The 21,655-nt window shown below is 36.3% G+C and carries 21 protein-coding genes and 1 other annotated feature; of the genes, 3 read left to right on the plus strand and 18 right to left on the minus strand.

Annotation, left to right across the window (positions count from 1 at the left end; all coding sequences use genetic code 11):
* Positions 1 to 86: 86 nt before the first annotated feature.
* The 11 genes from trxA to zapA form a co-directional block, all read right to left on the minus strand.
* Positions 87 to 401, minus strand: coding sequence for a thioredoxin (gene trxA / locus ACEWK1_RS15320; RefSeq protein ID WP_098795879.1), 315 nt, complete (start codon positions 399 to 401; stop codon positions 87 to 89).
* 440 nt (positions 402 to 841) lie between these two features.
* Positions 842 to 1,819, minus strand: coding sequence for an electron transfer flavoprotein subunit alpha/FixB family protein (locus tag ACEWK1_RS15325; protein WP_098795878.1), 978 nt, complete (start codon positions 1,817 to 1,819; stop codon positions 842 to 844).
* Positions 1,820 to 1,885: 66 nt separating this feature from the next.
* Entirely contained in the window at positions 1,886 to 2,659 is a 774-nt protein-coding gene (locus ACEWK1_RS15330; protein ID WP_121663017.1) for an electron transfer flavoprotein subunit beta/FixA family protein, read from the minus strand.
* Positions 2,660 to 2,701: 42 nt separating this feature from the next.
* On the minus strand, positions 2,702 to 3,475 hold the full coding sequence (locus ACEWK1_RS15335; RefSeq protein ID WP_212136882.1) for an enoyl-CoA hydratase: 774 nt from the start codon (positions 3,473 to 3,475) through the stop codon (positions 2,702 to 2,704).
* A gap of 106 nt (positions 3,476 to 3,581) precedes the next feature.
* Positions 3,582 to 4,175: a TetR/AcrR family transcriptional regulator gene (locus ACEWK1_RS15340; RefSeq protein ID WP_098795875.1), complete on the minus strand. Its 594-nt coding sequence runs from the start codon at positions 4,173 to 4,175 to the stop codon at positions 3,582 to 3,584.
* A gap of 175 nt (positions 4,176 to 4,350) precedes the next feature.
* The gene (locus ACEWK1_RS15345; RefSeq protein ID WP_098795874.1) at positions 4,351 to 6,039 is read right to left on the minus strand and encodes an AMP-binding protein; all 1,689 of its coding nucleotides are present in this window, start codon (positions 6,037 to 6,039) and stop codon (positions 4,351 to 4,353) included.
* 304 nt (positions 6,040 to 6,343) lie between these two features.
* The gene (locus ACEWK1_RS15350) at positions 6,344 to 6,748 is read right to left on the minus strand and encodes a DUF350 domain-containing protein (RefSeq protein ID WP_098795873.1); all 405 of its coding nucleotides are present in this window, start codon (positions 6,746 to 6,748) and stop codon (positions 6,344 to 6,346) included.
* A 15-nt stretch (positions 6,749 to 6,763) separates the two neighbouring features.
* Positions 6,764 to 9,124 (minus strand): endonuclease MutS2, encoded by a 2,361-nt coding sequence (locus ACEWK1_RS15355; RefSeq protein WP_212136884.1) that lies wholly within the window; start codon positions 9,122 to 9,124, stop codon positions 6,764 to 6,766.
* Between the two features lie 79 nt (positions 9,125 to 9,203).
* A complete protein-coding gene (gene polX, locus ACEWK1_RS15360) occupies positions 9,204 to 10,928 on the minus strand; it encodes a DNA polymerase/3'-5' exonuclease PolX (protein WP_212136886.1) in 1,725 nt (574 codons plus the stop codon).
* 175 nt (positions 10,929 to 11,103) lie between these two features.
* On the minus strand, positions 11,104 to 11,643 hold the full coding sequence (locus ACEWK1_RS15365; RefSeq protein ID WP_098795870.1) for a CvpA family protein: 540 nt from the start codon (positions 11,641 to 11,643) through the stop codon (positions 11,104 to 11,106).
* 9 nt (positions 11,644 to 11,652) lie between these two features.
* Positions 11,653 to 11,910, minus strand: coding sequence for a cell division protein ZapA (zapA, locus tag ACEWK1_RS15370; RefSeq protein ID WP_098795869.1), 258 nt, complete (start codon positions 11,908 to 11,910; stop codon positions 11,653 to 11,655).
* Between the two features lie 122 nt (positions 11,911 to 12,032).
* Here zapA and rnhC point away from each other — a divergent pair, with 122 nt between their 5' ends.
* Positions 12,033 to 12,965 carry a ribonuclease HIII gene (gene rnhC / locus ACEWK1_RS15375; RefSeq protein ID WP_212136887.1) on the plus strand — a complete coding sequence of 311 codons (933 nt, stop codon included), beginning with the start codon at positions 12,033 to 12,035 and terminating at the stop codon, positions 12,963 to 12,965.
* 426 nt (positions 12,966 to 13,391) lie between these two features.
* Here the strand turns inward: rnhC and pheT are convergent, their stop codons facing one another.
* The 3 genes from pheT to ACEWK1_RS15390 form a co-directional block, all read right to left on the minus strand.
* Complete coding sequence (gene pheT / locus ACEWK1_RS15380; protein WP_212136889.1) at positions 13,392 to 15,806, minus strand: phenylalanine--tRNA ligase subunit beta; 2,415 nt, start codon at positions 15,804 to 15,806, stop codon at positions 13,392 to 13,394.
* A 16-nt stretch (positions 15,807 to 15,822) separates the two neighbouring features.
* Positions 15,823 to 16,857 carry a phenylalanine--tRNA ligase subunit alpha gene (gene pheS / locus ACEWK1_RS15385; RefSeq protein ID WP_098795866.1) on the minus strand — a complete coding sequence of 345 codons (1,035 nt, stop codon included), beginning with the start codon at positions 16,855 to 16,857 and terminating at the stop codon, positions 15,823 to 15,825.
* 67 nt (positions 16,858 to 16,924) lie between these two features.
* Positions 16,925 to 17,217, minus strand: a binding site (T-box leader).
* Between the two features lie 55 nt (positions 17,218 to 17,272).
* Positions 17,273 to 18,025, minus strand: coding sequence for a TrmH family RNA methyltransferase (locus ACEWK1_RS15390; RefSeq protein WP_121663023.1), 753 nt, complete (start codon positions 18,023 to 18,025; stop codon positions 17,273 to 17,275).
* 173 nt (positions 18,026 to 18,198) lie between these two features.
* On the opposite strand from ACEWK1_RS15390, the gene sspI reads away from it, so the two are divergent.
* A complete protein-coding gene (sspI, locus tag ACEWK1_RS15395) occupies positions 18,199 to 18,417 on the plus strand; it encodes a small acid-soluble spore protein SspI (RefSeq protein ID WP_098795864.1) in 219 nt (72 codons plus the stop codon).
* A 37-nt stretch (positions 18,418 to 18,454) separates the two neighbouring features.
* Here sspI and ACEWK1_RS15400 read toward each other — a convergent pair whose 3' ends face one another.
* Both ACEWK1_RS15400 and ACEWK1_RS15405 read right to left on the minus strand, forming a co-directional pair.
* Positions 18,455 to 19,540, minus strand: a complete 1,086-nt coding sequence (locus tag ACEWK1_RS15400; protein WP_098795061.1) for a M42 family metallopeptidase — start codon at positions 19,538 to 19,540, stop codon at positions 18,455 to 18,457.
* A 72-nt stretch (positions 19,541 to 19,612) separates the two neighbouring features.
* The gene (locus ACEWK1_RS15405) at positions 19,613 to 20,104 is read right to left on the minus strand and encodes a dUTP diphosphatase (protein ID WP_098795060.1); all 492 of its coding nucleotides are present in this window, start codon (positions 20,102 to 20,104) and stop codon (positions 19,613 to 19,615) included.
* 121 nt (positions 20,105 to 20,225) lie between these two features.
* On the opposite strand from ACEWK1_RS15405, the gene ACEWK1_RS15410 reads away from it, so the two are divergent.
* On the plus strand, positions 20,226 to 20,618 hold the full coding sequence (locus ACEWK1_RS15410; RefSeq protein ID WP_162987574.1) for a sigma-w pathway protein ysdB: 393 nt from the start codon (positions 20,226 to 20,228) through the stop codon (positions 20,616 to 20,618).
* Positions 20,619 to 20,658: 40 nt separating this feature from the next.
* Here ACEWK1_RS15410 and ACEWK1_RS15415 read toward each other — a convergent pair whose 3' ends face one another.
* Together ACEWK1_RS15415 and ACEWK1_RS15420 are read right to left on the minus strand one after the other, a co-directional pair.
* Positions 20,659 to 21,252 carry a TVP38/TMEM64 family protein gene (locus ACEWK1_RS15415; protein ID WP_176550944.1) on the minus strand — a complete coding sequence of 198 codons (594 nt, stop codon included), beginning with the start codon at positions 21,250 to 21,252 and terminating at the stop codon, positions 20,659 to 20,661.
* A 59-nt stretch (positions 21,253 to 21,311) separates the two neighbouring features.
* Positions 21,312 to 21,581 carry a DUF1294 domain-containing protein gene (locus tag ACEWK1_RS15420; protein ID WP_121663026.1) on the minus strand — a complete coding sequence of 90 codons (270 nt, stop codon included), beginning with the start codon at positions 21,579 to 21,581 and terminating at the stop codon, positions 21,312 to 21,314.
* Positions 21,582 to 21,655: the final 74 nt, after the last annotated feature.

Consider the following 21,655-nt stretch of genomic DNA (forward strand, 5'->3'; position numbering starts at 1 on the left):
CTTTCCTATCTTGCATTCATTGTAAAAAGGATTGACACAAGGTCAATCCTTTTTATAAACAGCATGATAAAAATCAAGGTAATTTCTTATACGTGCTTGTTTAATACTTCAGCAAGCGCTTCTTTTGGCTGATATCCTACAGCTTTATCAACAACTTCACCGTCTTTTAGTACAAGTAAAGTTGGGATACTCATAACGCCGAATTTGCCAGCTGTTTCTTGGTTCTCATCAACATCAACTTTAACGATTTTCACTTTATCTCCCATATCTGAATCAAGCTCTTCAAGAACTGGAGCAATCATTTTACAAGGTCCGCACCATGGTGCCCAAAAATCTACTAATACGACACCTTCGTTTGTTTCGTTTGAAAATGTTTGATCTGTTACATTTGTAATTGCCATTCGTAATTCCTCCTAAATTGTAAGGGTAAATATGTTTAAAGTATAGCATTACAGTGCTAAGTAAGCTAATGATTTGCTTCAGTATTACTTTTCCCTATGTTGAGAAAGAATAACATGTTTTTTCAATAAACGACATATTTTGTATAGATTAAGTTGTATTGAAGCAAATACATTTAATTCTTTCTTTTTTATTTCTCAACCCGTGTGAAATTAGTTCGTTTCATTGCGCTACAGACACTCGCTTTCCGCGGGGAGGAAGCTGAGCCTCCTCGGCTTTGCCTGCGGGGTCTCAGCCTTTCCTCTACCTCCCGCAGGAGTCGAGTGTCTTTCGCTACATTCCACTATTAAGCTAAAACATGATATCAATAAATATAACACTTTGGCAAAACACCTTAAATTAAAAAGCACGCTTTGGAAACGTGCTTTTGTTTAAACTAATATTATGCGTGAACCTTTAATTTTCTAAATTCTTCTGTTAATAGTGGAACAACTTCAAATAGATCTCCTACGATTCCATAGTCTGCTACTTTAAAGATGTTAGCTTCAGGGTCTTTGTTAATTGCCACTATGACCTTAGAGTTTGACATACCTGCTAGATGTTGAATCGCACCTGAAATTCCGCATGCAATATATAAATCAGGAGTTACCACTTTTCCAGTTTGACCGATTTGAAGAGAGTAATCACAATATTCAGCATCACATGCTCCACGCGAAGCCCCTACTGCTCCTCCTAAAACATTTGCTAATTCTTTTAAAGGTTCAAAACCATCTTCACTCTTAACTCCACGACCACCAGCAATAACAACTTTTGCTTCTGATAAATCAACACCCTCTGAAGCTTTACGAACAACTTCCTTTACAATTGTTCTTAAATCTTTAATATCTACAGATAGGGTATTTGTGTCTCCGCTTCTTGTATCATCTTTCTCTAGTGGAGCGATATTGTTTGGACGAATAGTGGCAAAGATAACTCCGTCAGTTACTATTTTCTTCTCAAATGCTTTTCCTGAATAAATTGGACGAGTAAATACCACATTTCCACCTGTTACCTCAATAGCTGTAGCATCTGAAATTAACCCCGAGCCTAATCTTGCTGCAATTTTAGGTGATAGGTCTTTACCAAGTGCCGTATGACCAAAAACAATGCCTTCAGGATTTTCTTCTGAAATAACCGACAATAAAGCTTGAGAGTAACCATCTGGTGTATATGTTTGTAATTTTTCATTTTCAACCGCCACAACACGATCAGCACCAAAATGAATTAATTCGGTTGATAATGCTGAAACATTATCTCCTAATAAAACAGCAACAACCTCTCCACCCTCTGCAATTGTTTTTCCTGCAGCAATCGCCTCAAAAGATACATTACGTAGTGATTGATCACGAACCTCACCTAATACAAGTACTTTTCTTGCCATTATCATTTCCCCCTGTTCAACTATTTAAAATTTCTCTCCCATACTTCACAGAACCTTCTCTATCAATTAAACAACTTTCGCTTCATTTCTAAGTAATGAAACTAATTCTTTTACTTGATCCCCTATTTCACCTTCTAATACTTTTCCAGCCTCTTTTTTCGGTGGTAAATAGATTTCAATTGTTTTTGTTTTAGCTTCAACATCGTCTTCGTCTAAATCAAGATCATCTAATTCAAGCTCATCTAATGGCTTTTTCTTTGCTTTCATAATTCCTGGTAATGATGGATAACGAGGTTCATTTAACCCCTGTTGAGCTGTTACAAGAAGTGGAAGAGATGCTTCAATAACCTCAGAGTCTCCCTCTACATCTCGAACAATCGTTGCTTTGTCTCCATCAATTTCAAGCTTAGTAATGGTTGTTACATACGCAATATCTAATAACTCAGCTAGTCTTGGACCAACCTGTCCAGATCCACCGTCAATAGCTACATTTCCACCAAGGATAATATCTACTTCTTGGTCTTTAAGATATTCAGCTAAAATTCTTGAGGTTGAATATTGATCACCATTTTCTAAATCATCTTCAGTATTAATTAAAACAGCTTTATCACACCCCATAGCCAAAGCTGTTCTTAATTCTTTCTCTGAATCCTCTCCACCAATTGTGACTACCGTTACTTCTCCCCCATTTGCATCACGTAATTGAATAGCTTCTTCGATTGCATATTCATCATAAGGATTTATAATAAACTCTGCTCCATCCTCATTGATTTTTCCATTTTGCACAGCAATCTTTTCCTCAGTATCAAACGTTCTTTTCATAATTACGAAGATATTCATTTTCCATTCCCCCATGTTAAGTTAAGTATTTTAATAGATACTTTATTTTCCCGTGAAATTCGGCTTTCTCTTTTCAATAAAAGCTGTAATCCCCTCTTTTGCATCAGCGCTATTAAAAAGTTCCCCAAAAAGCTTAGCTTCCTGTTTCATTCCTTCCTCATAGGTGGAGATTTTAGAAGCATTTAAAAGTGATATGACTGCTTTAACTGAGCCTGGGCTTTTTTGAGCAAACTTGCCAGCTAATTTCTTTGCTTCTTCTAACATACTCTCTTGCGGGTAGGCATGATTTGCAAGACCTAGTTCTACTGCTTCCTTCCCTAGGATTGGTTCACTTGTTACCATCATTTCTAATGCACGGCCCCTACCGATATATCTTGGTAGCCTTTGAGTACCACCAAAACCTGGAATAATTCCTAGTTGTAATTCCGGTAATCCAAGCTTAGCATCTTCCGTTACAATTCGTAGATGACAAGACATTGCAAGTTCTAAACCGCCCCCTAATGCAGCACCATGTATGGCTGCAATAATCGGCTTAGGGAAGTTTTCAATTCTTTCAAATATTTTCTGTCCCTCTTCTGCTAATTTTGAAAACTCTCCATCTGATGAAACAGTAACAAACTCCTTAATATCTGCTCCAGCAGAGAAAAATCTTCCTTCACCACGAAGTACGACCGCTCGGACCTGGTCATCTTGTTCAATTGAATCAAGTAAAATTGAAAGCTCTTTCAAAACATTTGATGAAAGTGCATTTGCTGGTTCATGATTAATCGTCACAACAGCAACATTGTTTTCTTTGGTTAGCCTTAACAGCTTCATCTAATTTCCTCCTATTTACTAAAATCTACTTAAATGTATTTTCTTTATAGTAGGAAAATGCCTTATTTATCATGTCCCCTCCCTTATTTAGAGAAGGGAACAAATTTCACGAAGATTTAGGTGTCACAAAACCGTAAACAAATAAATCGTGAACTTTCTTTGTTTGATTAACTAAACTGTATTTTTGTTCATTCATGACCCATGTTGTTACTGTTTCATCAATGGTTCCAAAAATCATTTGTCTTGCTAATCTTACATCTAAGTCTTGTCTAAATTCTCCACTTTCCTTTCCTTCTTGAATAATTTTGTCAACAACATTGAGGTAACCCTTTAATACCTCGTTTATTCGCAGTCGTAAGTCCTTGTTAGACTGTCTTAACTCAAGTTGTGTCACAATGGCAAGTTGATGATCTTCTGAAAGTAGTGTAAAGTGTTTTTCAATCAGAGAATACAACTTGTCTGCTGCATTTGTTTTATCTTTTATTTCTTCTTCAATTTTTTCTATAAAAACGCCCATCTTCTCTTGAAAAAGAGAAACAAGGATGTCTTCTTTATTTTTAAAATATAAGTATATAGTTCCATCAGCAACTCCAGCTTGCTTAGCAATCTTGGATACTTGTGCTTGATGATAACCATTTTCTGCAATTACAATAACAGCTGCATCAATGATCTGAATAAACTTTGGTTTCTTCTGTCTCAATGTAATGTTCGACTCCTTTTTCTTAATGAATGAATAATCATTCATAATTCAATCTTAAGTTTTCCTTAGCTTTATGTCAAGCCCTCAATTAGCAATTTTTTATTTTCATTTTTCAATATGTAATCGAGAGGGTCTTAAGTATAAAACCCTAAAACCCTCTCTCTTTATTTCACTATTAGTTTGCGTTTTTCATTTTTTCTTTTTCCTCTTCAACTAATGCACGTCTTAATATTTTTCCGACAGCTGTTTTAGGAAGATCGTCTCTAAATTCATAAATATGTGGTACCTTATATGCCGCTAAATGTTTACGCGCATATTCATTAAATTCCTCGGCTGTTGCATGTTGATGATCCTTTAAAACTATATAAGCTTTTACTGTCTCTCCACGATAGGGATCAGGAATTCCCGCAACCACTACCTCTTTGACTTTTTCATGCTCGTATAGAATTTCTTCAATCTCACGTGGGTAAATATTAAACCCACCAGCAATAATCATATCCTTCTTACGATCTACAATATAAAAGTAACCTTCTTCATCCATGTAGCCAATATCACCTGTTAGCAGCCAACCATCTTTAATCGTCGCTTCTGTTTCTTCCTTTTTATTCCAATATCCTTGCATAACTTGAGGACCTCTAATCGCAATCTCTCCAAGTTCATTCGGCTCAGCGATCCCCCCATTTTCATAAGAAAGAACAACTGCGTCTGTGTTTGGCCATGGAACACCAATACTGCCTTTCTTTCTTTTCCCCCAAATAAAATTTGAATGAGTAACGGGAGATGCTTCCGATAAGCCATAGCCTTCTACTAATTTCCCACCTGTTATTTGTTCAAATTTTTCTTGTATTTCCACAGGAAGCGGAGCGGATCCACTTATGCAGCATTCGATTGAGGAAAGATTATACTTATGAATATCAGGATGATTCAAAAGTGCAATATAAATTGTTGGAGCACCTGGAAATAATGTTGGCTTTAATTTTTCAATTGTTTTTAATGTATCTGTGGCATCAAACTTTGGTAAAAGAATCATTTTAAAGCTCTGCATCACAGATAAGTTCATAACAGTTGTCATCCCATAAACATGAAAGAAAGGAATAATTCCTAATACAGATTCTTCCCCTCTTTTGCATTTGTACATCCATGCTGCACACATCTTTGTGTTTGAAACAACATTTTCATGTGAAAGCATAACACCCTTAGGAAAACCTGTCGTACCTCCAGTATATTGCAGGAGGGCCACGTCTTCTGAAGGAATATATGCTGGTACTTCAACAGAAGGCTTTGATAATTCCATAATTTTTTTAAACAAATGCGTGCTGCCCTCATGTTCTACTTTTACAACGATTTGATTTTGCTTCTTTTGGACAAAAGGATACAATAAATTTTTCGGAAATGGCAAATAATCTTTAATGCCTGTGACGATAATATGCCGCAATTTTGTTAACGCTTTCATTTTAGAAACTCTCGGATATAATAAATCAAGCGTTACGATAAAAGTGGACTCGCTGTCTTTTAGTTGGTATTCTAATTCTCTTTCCATATATAAAGGATTCGTCTGGACAACAATACCGCCAGCTAGTAATACAGCATAATAAGAGATCACTGCTTGTGGACAATTTGGAAGCATTATTGACACACGATCTCCCTTTTCTAACCCCAAGGATTGGAAATAATTCGCCAGCTTTAAAGATTGATCATATAGGTCTGAATAGGTTAACTCCTTTCCTAAAAAATGAATAGCGATTTTATTAGGAAATTCTAGTGCAGATTGTTCTAAATAATAATGCAGTGGTTTTTGATCAGTATTAATTTGATGAGGAATTTCGGTAGGATATAATGATAACCAAGGTTTTTGACTTTCCATTTTACTCTCCTCCTCCTGAGGGATATATAAGCAATGAGGAAATCTAATCTTTTTGAAAATATTCACTTGCGCTTCCACTTAAAAAAAGTATAGCAGATTTTTTTATTTTCAGAAATATAAAATATTTATAAAAGGCATACTCACTATATGATGACTAAATTAAACAAATAAAAAAGCCTGACATATAGCCAGACTTTTTATAAATATCATTTAAAAGAAAACTAAATAAATAACCCCAATTAAAATAAATAGACCGCATAAACCGAACATTACCTTTGCCAACGTCTCCAATAGTATACACTCCTTATATTGCCGCCCCTATAACAAATGATAAACCTACAGATATGACTAACGAAATAAATCCTACTGCACGATTATCCTTTTGTATCTCTTCATCTATTTTAAATTTTGGCGTCATAAATTCATAAATAAAATAACCTAAAAGTAACAATATGAAGCCAAATAAACCCGAACCCATCATTTCCAATAAGCTATCATGTTGATTAATAGAAAATCGAAAGATATTAGCAATCCCAAAAATTTTCCCACCAGTAGCCATTGCAACGGCAAAATTACCATTTTGAATTTCTTCCCAGTTTTTATATTTCGTAACGAGTTCAAATATGGTCAAAAATACAATGATACATAAAACAACAACACTATAGTAGGCAGCAATTTGAACAAGCTCATTTTCCCAAAATGTATTCATATTATCTTCTCCCCACTATTTGAGTTCTACAATAGTAACTCCTGTACCGCCTTCTCCGGCTTCTCCAAATCGTGTATTTTTCACGCTGCGGTGATTCTTTAATAGCTCCCTAACACCTGTTCTCAGCGCGCCTGTTCCTTTTCCGTGGATAATGGAAACTCTTGGATACCCCGCTAAAACCGCGTCATCCAGGTACTTTTCTACTCTCAATAAGGCATTTTCATACCGTTCTCCACGTAAATCCAATTCAAGCGAGACGTGATAATCTTTCCCTTTTACAGCAGCTAGTGGCTTTGCTTGTACTTCCTGCTTAGGACGTTTGATGTATTGAAGATCTGCTTCTTTAACCTTCATTTTCATAATTCCCATTTGCACTTGCCATTCATTATCACTCACTTTTTCAACAAGATGGCCCTTTTGGTCAAAGCTAATCACTTTTACTTCATCACCAGGCAAGAACTCTTGTTTAACAGGCTGCTTTTTCTCTACCTTTTTGCTTTTCACAAAATGGGGCTGAGCTTCTTCCAGTCGTTTTTTTGCATCAATCAATTCATGCTCCTTAACTTGAGCATGCTGTTCTTTGCGCATCTTTCTTAAATCTCTAATAATTTGTTCAGCTTCTTTGTTTGCCTCTTCTAGTTTTTCTGCGGCACTACGTTCTGCTTTTTCATATAAGGCGTCACGTTGCTCATTAAATTCAATGATTTGTTTTTGAAGCTCTTTATGAAGCTTTTCAGCTTCTTGACGAAATCTCTCGGCTTCAACACGTTCATGTTCAGCAGTTTTTTTGCTTGTTTCTAATGAAGCAATCATTGTATCAACTTCATTACTTTCGTCACTCATTTGTGCTCTTGCCATATTAATGATTTGTTCTTGTAAACCTAATCGCTTAGAAATTTCAAAAGCGTTACTACGACCGGGTACACCAATTAAAAGCTTATACGTCGGACTTAAGGTTGTGATATCAAACTCAACACTCGCATTAATCACGCCTGGACGATTGTAGCCATATGCTTTCAATTCCGGATAATGAGTTGTTGCAACAACTCTTGCTCCTCTGTTATACACTTCATCAAGTATAGAAATCGCTAACGCTGCCCCTTCTTGCGGATCCGTTCCAGCTCCAAGCTCATCAAACAACACAAGACTTTGGTCATCTGCTTTTTGAAGAATATCAACAATATTCACCATATGCGAGGAGAACGTACTTAAACTTTGCTCAATTGATTGCTCATCACCAATATCAGCATATACTGCTTTAAATACAGTCACTTCTGAACCATCTAGTGCTGGAATTTGTAACCCAGCCTGTGCCATAAGTGTACATAATCCAAGTGTTTTCAAAGCAACAGTTTTACCACCTGTATTTGGTCCTGTAATCACGATTGTTGTGAAATCAGTTCCTAATTCAATATCATTAGCAACAACTTCGTCTAAAGGTAAAAGTGGATGTCGAGCCTTTAACATTCGAATAACACCATCTTGATTCACTTCTGGCTTTGTTCCTTTGATTTGCTTTGCATATTTAGCCTTTGTAAACATAAAATCCATGTCTGCTAAGCAATTGACATTTTGTAAAATGTCATCACCCTGCTCAGCAACTTCCTGTGATAAAAGCGTTAAAATTCGATCGATTTCTACTTTTTCTTTTACCTTAGCCTGCTGCAGAACATTATTCAATTCTACGATAGCTTGAGGCTCGATAAATAACGTCGCACCAGAGCTGGATTGATCATGAACAATCCCACCATACGAAGCTCGATATTCCTGCTTAACTGGTAAAACAAAACGGTCATTTCTTATCGTAATAATGGCATCTGATAACATTTTAGAAGCAGAAGACGAGCGGATCATTGATTCTAATTTATCTCTAACTCTTGCTTCATTTGTTCTTAATTGTTGACGGATTCCTTTTAAAGTGACACTAGCACTATCAAGTACATAACCATTATCATCAATACATTGGTTAATATTTCTCTCTAAGTCATGAAGAATAATAATCTGCTCTGCAAGTTGTGGCAAATGTGTTAATTCGATTTCTTCCTCTACCATTTTTTCAACAAAACGCTTCATCTGACGTCCTGCATATAAAGTTCCTGCAACCTCTATTAATTCCACCGAGCTTAACATACCGCCAATTTTCGCTCTTTTCACTGTTGACCTTACATCAACAAGTCCACCTAATGGTATGTTTCCCTTCAGCCTGAGCACCTTTGCAGCCTCATCTGTTTGCTCTTGGAGGGTGACAACATCCAGGTAATCACTTGAAGGAATAAGTGCCTTTGCCTTCTCTTTTCCAAGAGAAGAGGAAGCATGTTTTATTAGTTGTTCTTTTACTTTTTCAAACTCTAACACATGTAAAACTTTTTGCTGCAATGTGGTTTACCTCCTAATTAGAACAAACATGCCACTATTTTAGTAGGCATGACTTTTTACAAAAACAATGTATAAAGTGTTACTCACTATAATGTCTATTTAAAAATGATTTGAGTCTGTCAAGATCCCAAGTGTTAATAACATTTTCACTCTCAATCCAGCCTTTTTTAGCTGTTGATATACCTATTGTCATATCTTCTAGCATTTCCATATTATGCGCATCAGTATTAATCACAATTTTCACTCCAGCTTCTTGAGCTTTCCTTACATACTCTGAGTTTAAGTCCAAACGATGAGGATTTGCGTTTAATTCAAGCGCGGTATCAGTTTCTTTTGCAAGCTGTATTAGCAGATCAATATCCACATCATATCCCTTACGTTTACCAATAATTCTTCCGGTTGGATGTGCAATAATATCAACGTGATGATTTTCAAGAGCTGTTTTTAATCTTTTCATAATAACATCCTGTGATTGTGAAAAACTAGAGTGGATAGAAGCGATAACAATGTCCATTTCCTTTAATAGCTCATCATCATAATCTAATGTAGCATCAGGAAGTATATCCATTTCTACTCCAGCAAGGATTGTTATATCGTCATATTCTTCATTCAGAGCATCAATTTCCTTTCTTTGTGCTCTTAATCTTTCAGGTGTTAAACCATTTGCTACTTTTAAATATTGAGAATGATCAGTAATAGCAATATATTTGTAGCCCTTCTTACGACAAGCCTCTACCATTTCCCTAATCGTAAATGCACCATCACTCCAAGTTGAGTGCATATGAAGATCTCCCTTTATATCTTCTAATGAGATAAGCTGAGTTCGATGACCAAACGAATCTACCTCTGTTCCATCTTCTCGAATTTCAGGTGAAAAATGTGGGAGGTTAAAATACTGATAAAACTCTTCCTCAGTTTGAAACGTTTTGATTTCATTTGTTTCTATATTTTCTACACCATATTCACTTATTTTTTCGCCACGCTCTTTTGCAAGCTGCCTCATTCTTACATTATGATCCTTTGAGCCCGTAAAATGATGAAGGGTTGTAGCAAATTCTGCAGGCTTAACTAAACGAAAATCAACACTCACTTCATATTCATATTGCAATTGAACTGAAACTTTCGTATCTCCACTCGCGATAGTGTCTGACAATCTCGGTAAAGCTAAGAGTTGATCTCTTACCTTACCAGGTTCATTTGTAGAAATAATAAAGTCCAAATCTTTAATTGTTTCTCTCATACGACGCAGACTTCCCGCTCGTGAGTAACTTTCAATTCCTTCACACTCTTCAAGATACGCTTCAATTTCATCAGCTATTGGCAACATGAAAGACAATGGTAACCGTTCAGGACGATTGCCCATTTCCTCAATAGCCGCTACTATTTTTTCTTCTGACTTTTTCCCAAAGCCAGCTAATCCTTGGATTTTATTTTCTTCACAAGCCTGTTTTAAAGACTCAACACTATCTATATTAAGTTCTTTATATAGCTTGGCAATTTTTTTGCCACCTAATCCCGGAAGCTTTAATAATGGTAGCAACCCTTCTGGTACCTCTTTTTGCAATTGCTCCAAAACCTCTGATCTTTTTGTCTCAACGAATTCTTTAATCACGGCTGAAGTGCCTTTTCCAATTCCTGCTATCTTTGTAAAGTCATCAATAAGAGCCAAGCTTCGATCGTCCGATTCTAAAGCATTTGCTGCTTTTCTAAATGCTGATATTTTAAAAGGATTTTCTCCTTTTAATTCCATTAATACTGCTATATTTTCTAATAGTCGAATAACATCTTTTTTATGAATATCCATTTTTTTCACCTCTATATCTAACACTTCTCTAAAAATGATACAAATAATTAAAGAAAAAGTACAATTTTTACCCATTTCATAACATATCAAAAGAGACTGACTCAAACCAAGGGCAAGATCCTCTGGTCTCATAATTGCTGAGTGATGGAGGGATTACCCTTTTGAGTCAGTCTCTTTAGGACATATATTGAATCCAAAGCTCATTAACTTTATCTGAGAAGTAAGGAGTATGATTCACGATTAAGTTGGCTAATACTGATTGATCTAAAGCCGTTTGTATCTGTTCCATAGGAATTAAGGCAGCAATAAAAAGTAAGATAAATAAAACAAGGTATGATTCCAAAAAACCTAGTATAGAACCAGCCCACCTATTTAATTGCTTTAATATCGGTAACAGCGCAACAAAATCTAGCATTGTCCCGATAATTTGCATGACAATTTTCGTTCCTATAAATAAAATAACAAATGCTACAGCACGATAATAGGCACCTTCAAGATCCTCTCCATTTAACAATGAGAGAATAGCTGGCCCATCACTTGTAGCGGGATATGGTACCCACAGTTTCAATTTGGGTGCAAGATCATCAAAATACTGGTATGCTACTATGTATGCGATAATAAATCCTGTCAAATGAACAAATTGAAGGATAAAACCGCGTTTTAAGCCGACTAGTATCCCGAATAGTAGAATAATAAATAATACGAAATCTAGCATTTCTTAGCTTCAATCCTTTTCTATTAGTTGTTTCTCCAGTTTTTCATAATCTTCTTTTAATTTTAAATAATCATGAACAACATTGACTGCTGTTAAAACAGCTAATTTATTAATATCAAGAGAAGGGTTTTTACTATTAATCTCTCGCATTTTATCATCAACCATTGCAGCAACAGCTCGAATATGGCTTGTGCTTTCAGTCCCAATAATTGAAAATTGTTGACCATATATATCTACTGTTGTTTTAGACTTAGGGCGATTTGACAACGATAAATCCTCCATTTCCTGCAAATCCTAATTCTTATCATAACACGAAGCTTTATCATATGGGAAGAATATCGATAGCCATTACTTTTCTAAAAGAGTATATAAACGAAAGGATGTTTCATGTGGCCAACTCAGTCATTAAAGTAAATTCGACAACGATCACTCAAATGGAAAAACATTATGAAAACAATAGAACAGAGAAAACTCCCCAAGGTGCTGTTTTTTCAGCAAAAACCAATGGATGTACAATAACTGCGTACAAATCGGGTAAGGTTCTTTTTCAAGGAGCTTCAGCAGAAGTGGAAGCAGCCAAATGGGGGACGATTACACCTTCAGCTAAAAAGGGTCCGTCAGCAAGCAAAACGCCAACTGGTTTTCAGCCACCTTCCAATATTTCGAGTCTCTCTATTATCGGTTCAGATGAAGTTGGAACTGGAGACTTTTTTGGACCAATGACGGTAGTAGCAGCATACGTTAGAAAAGAGCAAATGCAGTTATTACAGGAGCTCGGTGTTAAAGATTCTAAAAACTTAAAAGATCCTCAAATCTGTGAGATTGCAAGGGACCTCATAAAAACGATACCTTATAGCTTGCTAATCCTTCATAACGAAAAATATAACGAGCTACAACAGCAAGGAATGTCACAGGGCAAAATGAAGGCTTTATTACATAATCAAGCAATAAACAAGCTACTAAGTAAGATTGATCCTGAAAAACCAGACGGACTTTTAATTGATCAGTTTGCAGAGCCAGCTGTGTATTTTAAGCATCTTCAAGGGAAAAAAGTGTATAAAGAAAATATCTATTTTTCAACAAAGGCGGAAGGTGTTCACCTAGCGGTTGCAGCTGCATCTATTATTGCGAGATACTCCTTTATTAAAGAATTCGAAAAGCTATCTGAAAAAGCGGGTGTTATCATCCCAAAAGGTGCAGGTGCACAGGTTGACGTTGCCGCTGCAAAAATCATTCAAAAGAAAGGTCCAGAATTTTTAGCTACTATTACAAAAAAACATTTTGCAAATACCGAGAAAGCAGCAAAGCTAGCTAGAAGGTGATGAACAATAAGGTTCTCAGAAACGAATAAGCGGGTTTATTTGTGATTTCGGGTAATTTATCGGCGATTCCTGAAGATTTGTCTTCGAATCTGGACCGTTTATCCTCGATTCTCAGAATTTATCTTCGATTCCGGACGGTTTATCTTCGATTCTGAGAATTTATCTTCGATTCCGGACCGTTTATCCTCGATTCTCAGAATTTATCTTCGATTACGGGCCGTTTATCTTCGATTCTCAGAATTTATCTTCGATTCCGGACCGTTTATCCTCGATTCTGAGAATTTATCTTCGATTCCGGACCGTTTATCTTCGATTCTCAGAATTCATCTTCTTTTAGACAATTTTCAACAAAAACCTACCCAATCACTAAGCCTATTCAAGTGAAGCACAAAAAACGAATCACCAAATCGGTGATTCGTTTTTATTTTACCCTCTTAATGTTGCTCCAGTTTTCTCTTCTACAGCTTTTAATACTTTTTCGTGCGCCTTTGATACGTCTTCATCTGTTAACGTACGTTCAGGATCGAAGTAACGTAATGAGAATGCCACTGATTTTTTCCCTTCTTCAAGACGATCGCCTTCATAAAGGTCAAAAACAGCCACATCTCTCAGCATTTTTCCTCCAGCTTCTTTAATTACCTTTTCAATATCACCAACAATAACATCTTTGTTTACAACAAGTGCAATGTCTCTAGTGATAGAAGGATAGCGCGGAATGACTTCAAAACGAGTTTCTTCTACATCTGCTGTTAAAAGATCAACTAATGAAAGTTCAAACACATATGTTTCTGTAAGATCTAGTTCCTTTTGAACAGTTGGATGCACTTGACCGACGAAACCAACAAGCTTTTCTCCAAGGAATATTTCGGCAGTACGTCCTGGATGCATGCCTTCTCGTTTAGATTGTTTATATTCAATCACATCTGATAAGCCTAATAAATCAACAAGACCATCAATTATTCCTTTTACAACATAAAAATCAACAGGCTTTTTCTCACCCTGCCATGAGTGTGAGTGCCATAGGCCAGTAACAGCTCCTGATAAACGTTCTTTTTCAAGCGGCTGAACATCTTTTCCTTGTGAAAGGAATACTGATCCAATTTCATATAGTGCCACTTGATCAATTTGTCGAGCCAAATTGTATCGTAACGCATCTAAAAGATGTGGAAGAAGACTTAGACGTAATACGCTTCTTTCCTCACTCATTGGTAGAGCAAGCTTAGTTAGTTCAGATGCTTCAAGAGCATATTTAGGTGCCTTTTCTTCACTAGTTAGTGAATAAGTAATGGCTTGATATAATCCTGTACCCTCTAGATAACGGCGAACTTTGCGACGTTTTTCCTGGTAATCAGTTAATTTACCTGGAATCGCTTGACCAACAGGTAATGTTGTTGGGATATTATCATAACCATAAAGTCTTGCTACTTCTTCTACTAGATCTTCTTCAATTGTTAGATCACCACGACGAGTAGGTACAGTTACAATGATTGTAGAGTTATCTAGTTCCACCCCAAATTGAAGTCGTTCAAAAATACTCTTCATTTCTTCCGCTGAAATGTTCATACCAAGCACTCTGTTTACTTTTTCAACTGTTGTTTTTACAACAGCAGGTTCAAAAGTTGTAGATCTAACCTCTACTGCTCCTTCTAGCACTTCTCCACCAGCATATAAAGAAATTAATTGTGCCGCACGCTCCGCAGCTGCAGGAACACGATTAGGGTCAACTCCTTTTTCATATCGTGCACTTGCTTCACTTCTTAATCCATGATCTCTTGAAGCTGTGCGAATACGTTGGCCATTAAACAAAGCAGACTCTAAAAGAATTGTTTTTGTATCAGATTGTACTTCTGAATTCGCTCCACCCATTACTCCAGCTAATGCAACAGGCTCTGTACCATTTGTGATCACTAAATGTTCTGAAGTTAGTGTTCGTTCTTGATCATCAAGTGTAACAATTTTCTCTCCGTCTTTTGCACGACGAACCAAGATTTCCTTAGATCCTAAACGGTCATAGTCAAAAGCATGAAGAGGCTGGCCGTATTCTAATAGTACGAAGTTTGTAATATCAACTACATTATTATGAGGGCGAATTCCAGCTGCCATTAAACGTGATTGCATCCATAACGGAGAAGGAGCAATCGTGACATTTTTCATTACTTTTGCGATATATAAAGGATTATCGTCAGTTGCTTCTACATTGACTTGAACATAATTTGAAGCTGTCTCTGATGAGCTTTCATAAGAAATTTCCGGATACTTCACTTCACGATTTAATATCGCTGCAACTTCGTGTGCTACCCCTAACATGCTAAGGGCATCAGCACGATTTGGTGTTAATCCTAACTCAAGTACAGCATCATCAAGGTTTAATTGTTCTAAAGCATCTTTTCCAACTTCTGCATCATTAGGGAAAACAAAAATCCCTTCAGAATATTCCTTCGCTACGAGCTTGCTTTCGATCCCTAGCTCTTGTAATGAACAAATCATTCCGTTTGACGCTTCTCCACGAAGCTTGGCTTTTTTGATTTTAAAGTTACCAGGTAAAACAGCACCTACTGTTGCAACTGCAACCTTTTGTCCTTTATCAACATTTTTAGCTCCACAAATGATTTGGACAACTTCACCGTTTGCTAAATCCACTTGACATTTATTTAGTTTATCCGCATCAGGATGTTGTTCTTTTTCTACGACATGACCAACAACAACACCCTTCATGCCTTCATTTAAAACCTCTACACCTTCAACCTCAATACCACTGCGTGTGATTTTTTCTGCTAATTCATCTGGTGTAATGCCCGATAAATCAACATAATCTGCTAACCATTTATATGAAACATACATGTTTTAAGCCTCCTATTTACGCTCGTTTAAATTGTTTTAAGAATCGTACATCATCTGTATAGAAATGACGGATATCATCGATACCGTACTTTAACATGGCGATACGTTCTCCACCGATCCCGAATGCAAAGCCAGTATATTTTTCAGGATCAAAGCCAGCCATCTTTAATACATTCGGATGTACCATTCCAGCTCCTAGCATTTCAATCCATCCTGTTTTCTTACAAACGTTACAGCCTTTTCCTCCACATAAGAAACAAGATACATCTACTTCAACAGATGGCTCTGTAAATGGGAAAAAGCTAGGGCGCAGACGTATTTCACGCTCTTCACCAAACATTTTCTTCGCAAACACTTCAAGTGTACCTTTTAAATCACTCATACTAATGTTTTCATCAATAACAAGTCCTTCAATTTGTGTAAATTGATGAGAGTGTGTAGCATCATCGTTATCACGTCGAAACACTTTACCTGGACAAATAATTTTAACTGGTCCCTTGCCCTCATGCTTTTGCATTGTTCTTGCTTGAACCGGTGAGGTATGTGTACGTAAAAGAAGTTCTTCTGTTATATAGAAAGAATCCTGCATATCACGAGCTGGATGACCTTTTGGCAGGTTTAGAGCTTCAAAGTTATAATAATCAGTTTCAACCTCTGGACCCTCGGCAATTTGATAGCCCATTCCAAGGAAAAGATCTTCAATCTCTTCAATAACAGCAGTGATTGGGTGATGATTTCCGACTCTTACAGGACGACCTGGTAACGTCACATCAATCGTCTCTGTTGCTAGCTTTTGCTCAACAGCAAGCTGTTCTAAATGCTCCTGCTTACTAGAAATAGACGTAGCAATTGCTTCTCTTACTTCATTTGCTAACGCCCCCATTACTGGACGTTCTTCAGCTGAAAGCTTACCCATTCCACGTAACACTTCTGTAATTGGACCTTTTTTCCCTAAATAAGCGACACGAATGTCATTTAAAGCTTTTAAATCCTGCGCTTGTTCTACTTTTTCAAGCGCTTCTTGTTGAAGCTGTTTTAATTGCTCCTGCATGTTGTTTCCTCCTTTATTTAAAAAGCGTATTAGCAGCTTTTTTTGCAAAATAAAAAACTCGCCCCATAAAAGGGACGAGTTGAATTCGCGTTACCACCCTTGTTAGTCATACTCCTATATCTAAGTACAACTCACTTCATTTCCATAACGGTAAAAACCGGAACACCTTTACGTTTTAGAGGTCGGATGTGGGGGTCAGTTAAAAACAAAACCTTCACTACCTACCGAAACCCTTGAACGGTCCTAGTGTCAACTCGAGAGATGAATTCATTTACTTCAATCTAAAAAATGCTTTCAGTCGAGGCATTTTCTCCCTGGGTAGACGAACTGTAAAGTACTAGTCTCTGTCATCGTTTTTTAAGCTTATGTAATTTCTATCTTATTATAATCAAACTCTTTTGTTACCGCAACCTGCCTAGCCACGTAAATGATAAAGTAATATTCCTGTTGCAATGGCCACGTTCAACGATTCTGCCCCTCCATATATAGGTATATACAGATTTTTAGATGTTTTTTGTAATAATTTATCGTTTACTCCACTACCTTCATTACCAACTATCAGACAGAATTTCTCTGCCGGAGCAACTTCTTTATAACTTTGCCCATTTTGCAACGAAGTACCATAAGTAGGAATTTCCTTTTCCGTGTAAACATCGATCCATTCTTCTAAATTACCTTTTGCAATTGGAAGATGAAAGAGTGAACCTTGACTTGAACGGATAACCTTTGAATTATAATGATCAACAGTTCCTTCACCTAATATTATCCCATCAACTCCTGCCGCGTCAGCAGTACGTATGATTGTACCTAAGTTTCCTGGATCTTGAACACTGTCTATTAATAAAATTTTATTCCATGATTGTGGAGAGTGCTCTCGTTGGAATTCACATATAGCAGCTAGTCCTTGTGGTGCTTCTGTATCACTTATTGCTTTCATAACATCCTTTGTAACAAGTGTTATGTTTAAATTATCGACATTTAAATGAGGTGGAAGCGACATATCTTCCGAAACAATTAATAACCTAATCATTTCTTTGGTTTTTAAAGCCTCTTCAACTAGATGTAGCCCTTCAATCAGAAATGTACCGGTTGCCTCACGTTCTTTTTTTGTATGTAATTTTTTCCATTGCTTTACTCTTGGATTTTTGACTGATTCTATTCGATCCACTTTCATACTCCTTTTATAACAATTCCATTTTCTCTTTCCAATCATACATAATTCTAACCTAATTAACAAATTCTAAAATTAAATGCGGAGAAGCCTTGATACTTTACATAAGTTTTACTCATCAAGGAACGAAGCTAGAAATAATTAAAGCTAAAAAGAAGGAGTGTGCTACATTGAATTTAAATCTACGCCATGCAGTTATCTCAAATGTTTCAGGAAATTCGCAAGATCAATTACAAGACACGATTGTTGATGCTATACAAAGCGGTGAAGAAAAAATGCTACCAGGCTTAGGTGTTCTTTTCGAAGTGATTTGGCAAAATGCTAATAATGAAGATAAAAAAGAAATGTTAACAATGTTAGAGCAAGGTCTAAACAAGAACGTTCAATAAAAAAATGCTGGGGAGATCTCCCCAGCATTTCTTATTTTTAATCAAATGTAATTTTGTTTACTGTGTCACGATCTAATTTCTTTACAACTTCAGTAATTAATTTCACGGCATTTTCATAGTCATCACGATGAAGCATTGCTGCATGTGAGTGAATGTAGCGAGTAGCGATTGTAATAGATAACGCAGGTACCCCGTTTGCCGAGATATGAATCGCACCTGAATCAGTACCGCCACCGGCAATCGCATCAAATTGATATGGAATACTCAATTCATCGGCTGTATCTGTTACTAAATCACGCAAGCCTTTATGAGATACCATTGAAGCATCATAAAGAATAATTTGTGGACCTTCACCCATTTTACTTGCCGCTTCCTTATCTGATATACCCGGAGTATCTCCAGCAATACCTACGTCAACACCGAAAGCAATATCAGGCTCAATCATGTTAGCAGAAGTTCTTGCTCCACGTAAACCAACCTCTTCTTGAACAGTCCCAACACCATATACTACGTTTGGATGATCCGTTCCTTTTAAATTCTTCAATACATCGATTGCAATCGCACAGCCAATTCGGTTGTCCCAAGCTTTCGCAAGAAGAAACTTCTCGTTTTTCATCACTGTAAATTCAAAATAAGGAACAACCTGGTCACCTGGTTTCACACCAAATTCTAAAGCTTCCTCACGACTTGTTGCACCAATATCAATAAACATATCTTTAATCTCGACCGGTTTTTTACGAGCCTCAGGAGGTAGGATATGTGGAGGCTTAGAGCCGATAATTCCAGTTACATCACCTTTACTTGTCACAATCGTCACACGTTGTGCAAGCATTACCTGTGACCACCATCCACCAACTGTTTGGAAACGAAGAAAGCCTTTGTCATCAATCTGAGTCACCATAAAGCCTACTTCATCTAAGTGGCCCGCAATCATAATCTTAGGGCCGTTTTCTTGTCCAACCTTTCTAGCAATTAAGCTTCCTAAATGATCTGTTGTCACTTCATCTGAATATTGAGTTATGTATTTTTTCATCACATCACGAACTTCACGCTCGTTTCCAGGTATGCCTTTTGCATCTGTTAAATCTTTTAGCATTGTTAATGTTTCATCTAGCTTTGTCATTATGTTGCCTCCTTCAATTAACAATCAAATTCATTATACAACAAGTATTTAGTCGAAAGAAAATAACACGGTTTAGTAACCTTGCTCCTGTCTTTGATGATTCACTTCATTTTTTGAAATATATGCTTCTTCCACTTGTTTTGATGAAAAACCTAACAATTTTCCAAGCAGCAAATATTCCTCAAACATGTCTTTATAGGTTGAGGGAGATTGATCTTTTTTAAAATCTTGTATTGTTTCATATACCTTTAAAAATTGTTCAGTTATGGTTGTTGAATCCGCTTGTACCTCTTTTAAGTCCATTAACGTATTTGCTTTAATCTCTAATCCCAATGACAGGATAAAATGGATCCCATCTACATATTCTTCTAATATAACGGAAGTTGATGCAGGTGGCTTTAAACTCCAAAATTTAAAGCATCTTGTTTCATTAGCTAGCTCTCCGACTTCAACTAATAATGCTAAAACCTTTCGCTCAATTAAATTTTCACTTTGTAGTTGATGCTGAGCTTCTATTTTGCTGTCTAATTCTTGCTGCATGTTAAATAATATTGAAAAGTTCATGAACTTATCCCCCATAAAATAATTACTTCAAAAAAATTATAACAAATTGAGAGAAACTTGGAACCTTTTCTCCCTTTATTCGTATATAAGGAAAATTACCCTGAGGAGGGGTTAGCAAATGATTGTGATAATTTTACGATTACTTTTAATCATTATCATCCTATTTCTGCTTTATTCAGGTTTTAAATATTTATTTAACCCGAAACGAAAGCTTGAATTAGCTCATGAGCAAAAGCAATTTTATTTTTTAGATGATAAAGAAAATGTAAGAAAAAACTTCCTTCTCACCTATAAAGGAGCATTATTTGAAGGAGAAAAATATCTAGGAACAACAACTAACGCTTTTGAGGTCGTGTCAGTCTTTATATGGACCAAATCAACTAGCAGCTTACAAGGGCTAACATTGGATGATTTTACTTATATTGAGGAAGAAGTAAAAAAACGTTATCCATTTTCTAAGGTTGATTGGAAAAGCCCTATTAAGGAACTGTTAATTAAGAAACGTGAAAGTTGATCCAAATACAAAAAAGCTTGAGAGGACTTTTCTCAAGCTTTTATGCTTTTTCCTTCACAAAAAAATCGCTCCATTTAATAAAGGCCTGTTTTTCTCTAAAAAAATAAATCATTGCTAGTAACATCATAACAATGCCAACGATTAATAATGGTGATAGGGTTTGAATGGAAGCACCTAAACAAGTAAAACAAAGAGTTGACGGTATATGTGTTAAAAACGATACCTTCGTATAACGACGAAATGTTTTTGTTCGGTCTAAAATACACAAAGAAATCAGAGAAAAGTTTACAAAAGGAATAATTCTTAAAATGATAATTTGCATAATTGATAAGTTTGTATAAGCTCCCAACCATTTCTCTTTCATCTTAACAAATCGATTAATAAAAATCGGAAAGAGTTTGGAGAAAAAATAAAATGTAATACTAGCACATGTTAGTCCAATGACAGAATAGACCGATCCAAAAAGTGTACCAAATAAGATCCCACCTGCTAAACATACTACCGCTACAGGAACAAGAAGAAACTGCCTAATAATATGAAACAATATAAAGACCAAGGGCGCAAAAAATCCAGTTGTTTCAATAGCTGTTAATACAGTGGAGGTTGCGAGTTGAATCTTCATCACCACTTTCATGTTTGCCATTCTAGAGAGTTTGTAGTGTTTGTTTCCATTTTACGAGAAGGTTTATGAGTTTATGCTAATTGTACAGATAAATAAACAAAAAGACCGATATGTACCAAGGTTAAAATGGGCAGCCCATATTTAAATGAAGAATGCTTTGTTTTATGTCGGAAATTCCTCATAGCTAAATAGCTACCTAACGCCCCTCCAATAGCAGCAACAAGCCAAAGCGTTGACTCCTTTATTCTCCATTCTCCTTTTTTAGCTCGATTTTTATCCATGCCCATTATCGTAAAACCAATAAGATTTATTATTAAATAAAAACCAATTAGATAGGTCATGTTTTTCTCCTTTATTTTCATATACTTATTCTTTATTCAGAGTATCCGATTCTATGAAAAAAGAGCTAACTCAT

The organism is Metabacillus sp. YM-086 (genome assembly GCF_048059995.1).
GTDB lineage: Bacteria > Bacillota > Bacilli > Bacillales > Bacillaceae > Metabacillus > Metabacillus litoralis_B.

Bases quoted from the DNA above. Each gene is read 5' to 3' on its own strand.
- ACEWK1_RS15365 (WP_098795870.1), bottom strand. From the start codon at position 11,643: ATGCTAGATTTCGTATTATTTATTATTCTACTATTCGGGATACTAGTC.
- ACEWK1_RS15400 (WP_098795061.1), bottom strand. From the start codon at position 19,540: ATGACAAAGCTAGATGAAACATTAACAATGCTAAAAGATTTAACAGAT.
- pheS (WP_098795866.1), bottom strand. From the start codon at position 16,857: ATGCAGGAGCAATTAAAACAGCTTCAACAAGAAGCGCTTGAAAAAGTA.
- ACEWK1_RS15405 (WP_098795060.1), bottom strand. From the start codon at position 20,104: ATGAACTTTTCAATATTATTTAACATGCAGCAAGAATTAGACAGCAAA.
- ACEWK1_RS15345 (WP_098795874.1), bottom strand. From the start codon at position 6,039: ATGGAAAGTCAAAAACCTTGGTTATCATTATATCCTACCGAAATTCCT.
- pheT (WP_212136889.1), bottom strand. From the start codon at position 15,806: ATGTATGTTTCATATAAATGGTTAGCAGATTATGTTGATTTATCGGGC.
- trxA (WP_098795879.1), bottom strand. From the start codon at position 401: ATGGCAATTACAAATGTAACAGATCAAACATTTTCAAACGAAACAAAC.
- ACEWK1_RS15325 (WP_098795878.1), bottom strand. From the start codon at position 1,819: ATGGCAAGAAAAGTACTTGTATTAGGTGAGGTTCGTGATCAATCACTA.
- ACEWK1_RS15330 (WP_121663017.1), bottom strand. From the start codon at position 2,659: ATGAATATCTTCGTAATTATGAAAAGAACGTTTGATACTGAGGAAAAG.
- ACEWK1_RS15335 (WP_212136882.1), bottom strand. From the start codon at position 3,475: ATGAAGCTGTTAAGGCTAACCAAAGAAAACAATGTTGCTGTTGTGACG.
- ACEWK1_RS15350 (WP_098795873.1), bottom strand. From the start codon at position 6,748: ATGAATACATTTTGGGAAAATGAGCTTGTTCAAATTGCTGCCTACTAT.
- polX (WP_212136886.1), bottom strand. From the start codon at position 10,928: ATGGATATTCATAAAAAAGATGTTATTCGACTATTAGAAAATATAGCA.
- ACEWK1_RS15420 (WP_121663026.1), bottom strand. From the start codon at position 21,581: ATGACCTATCTAATTGGTTTTTATTTAATAATAAATCTTATTGGTTTT.
- ACEWK1_RS15415 (WP_176550944.1), bottom strand. From the start codon at position 21,252: ATGAAAGTGGTGATGAAGATTCAACTCGCAACCTCCACTGTATTAACA.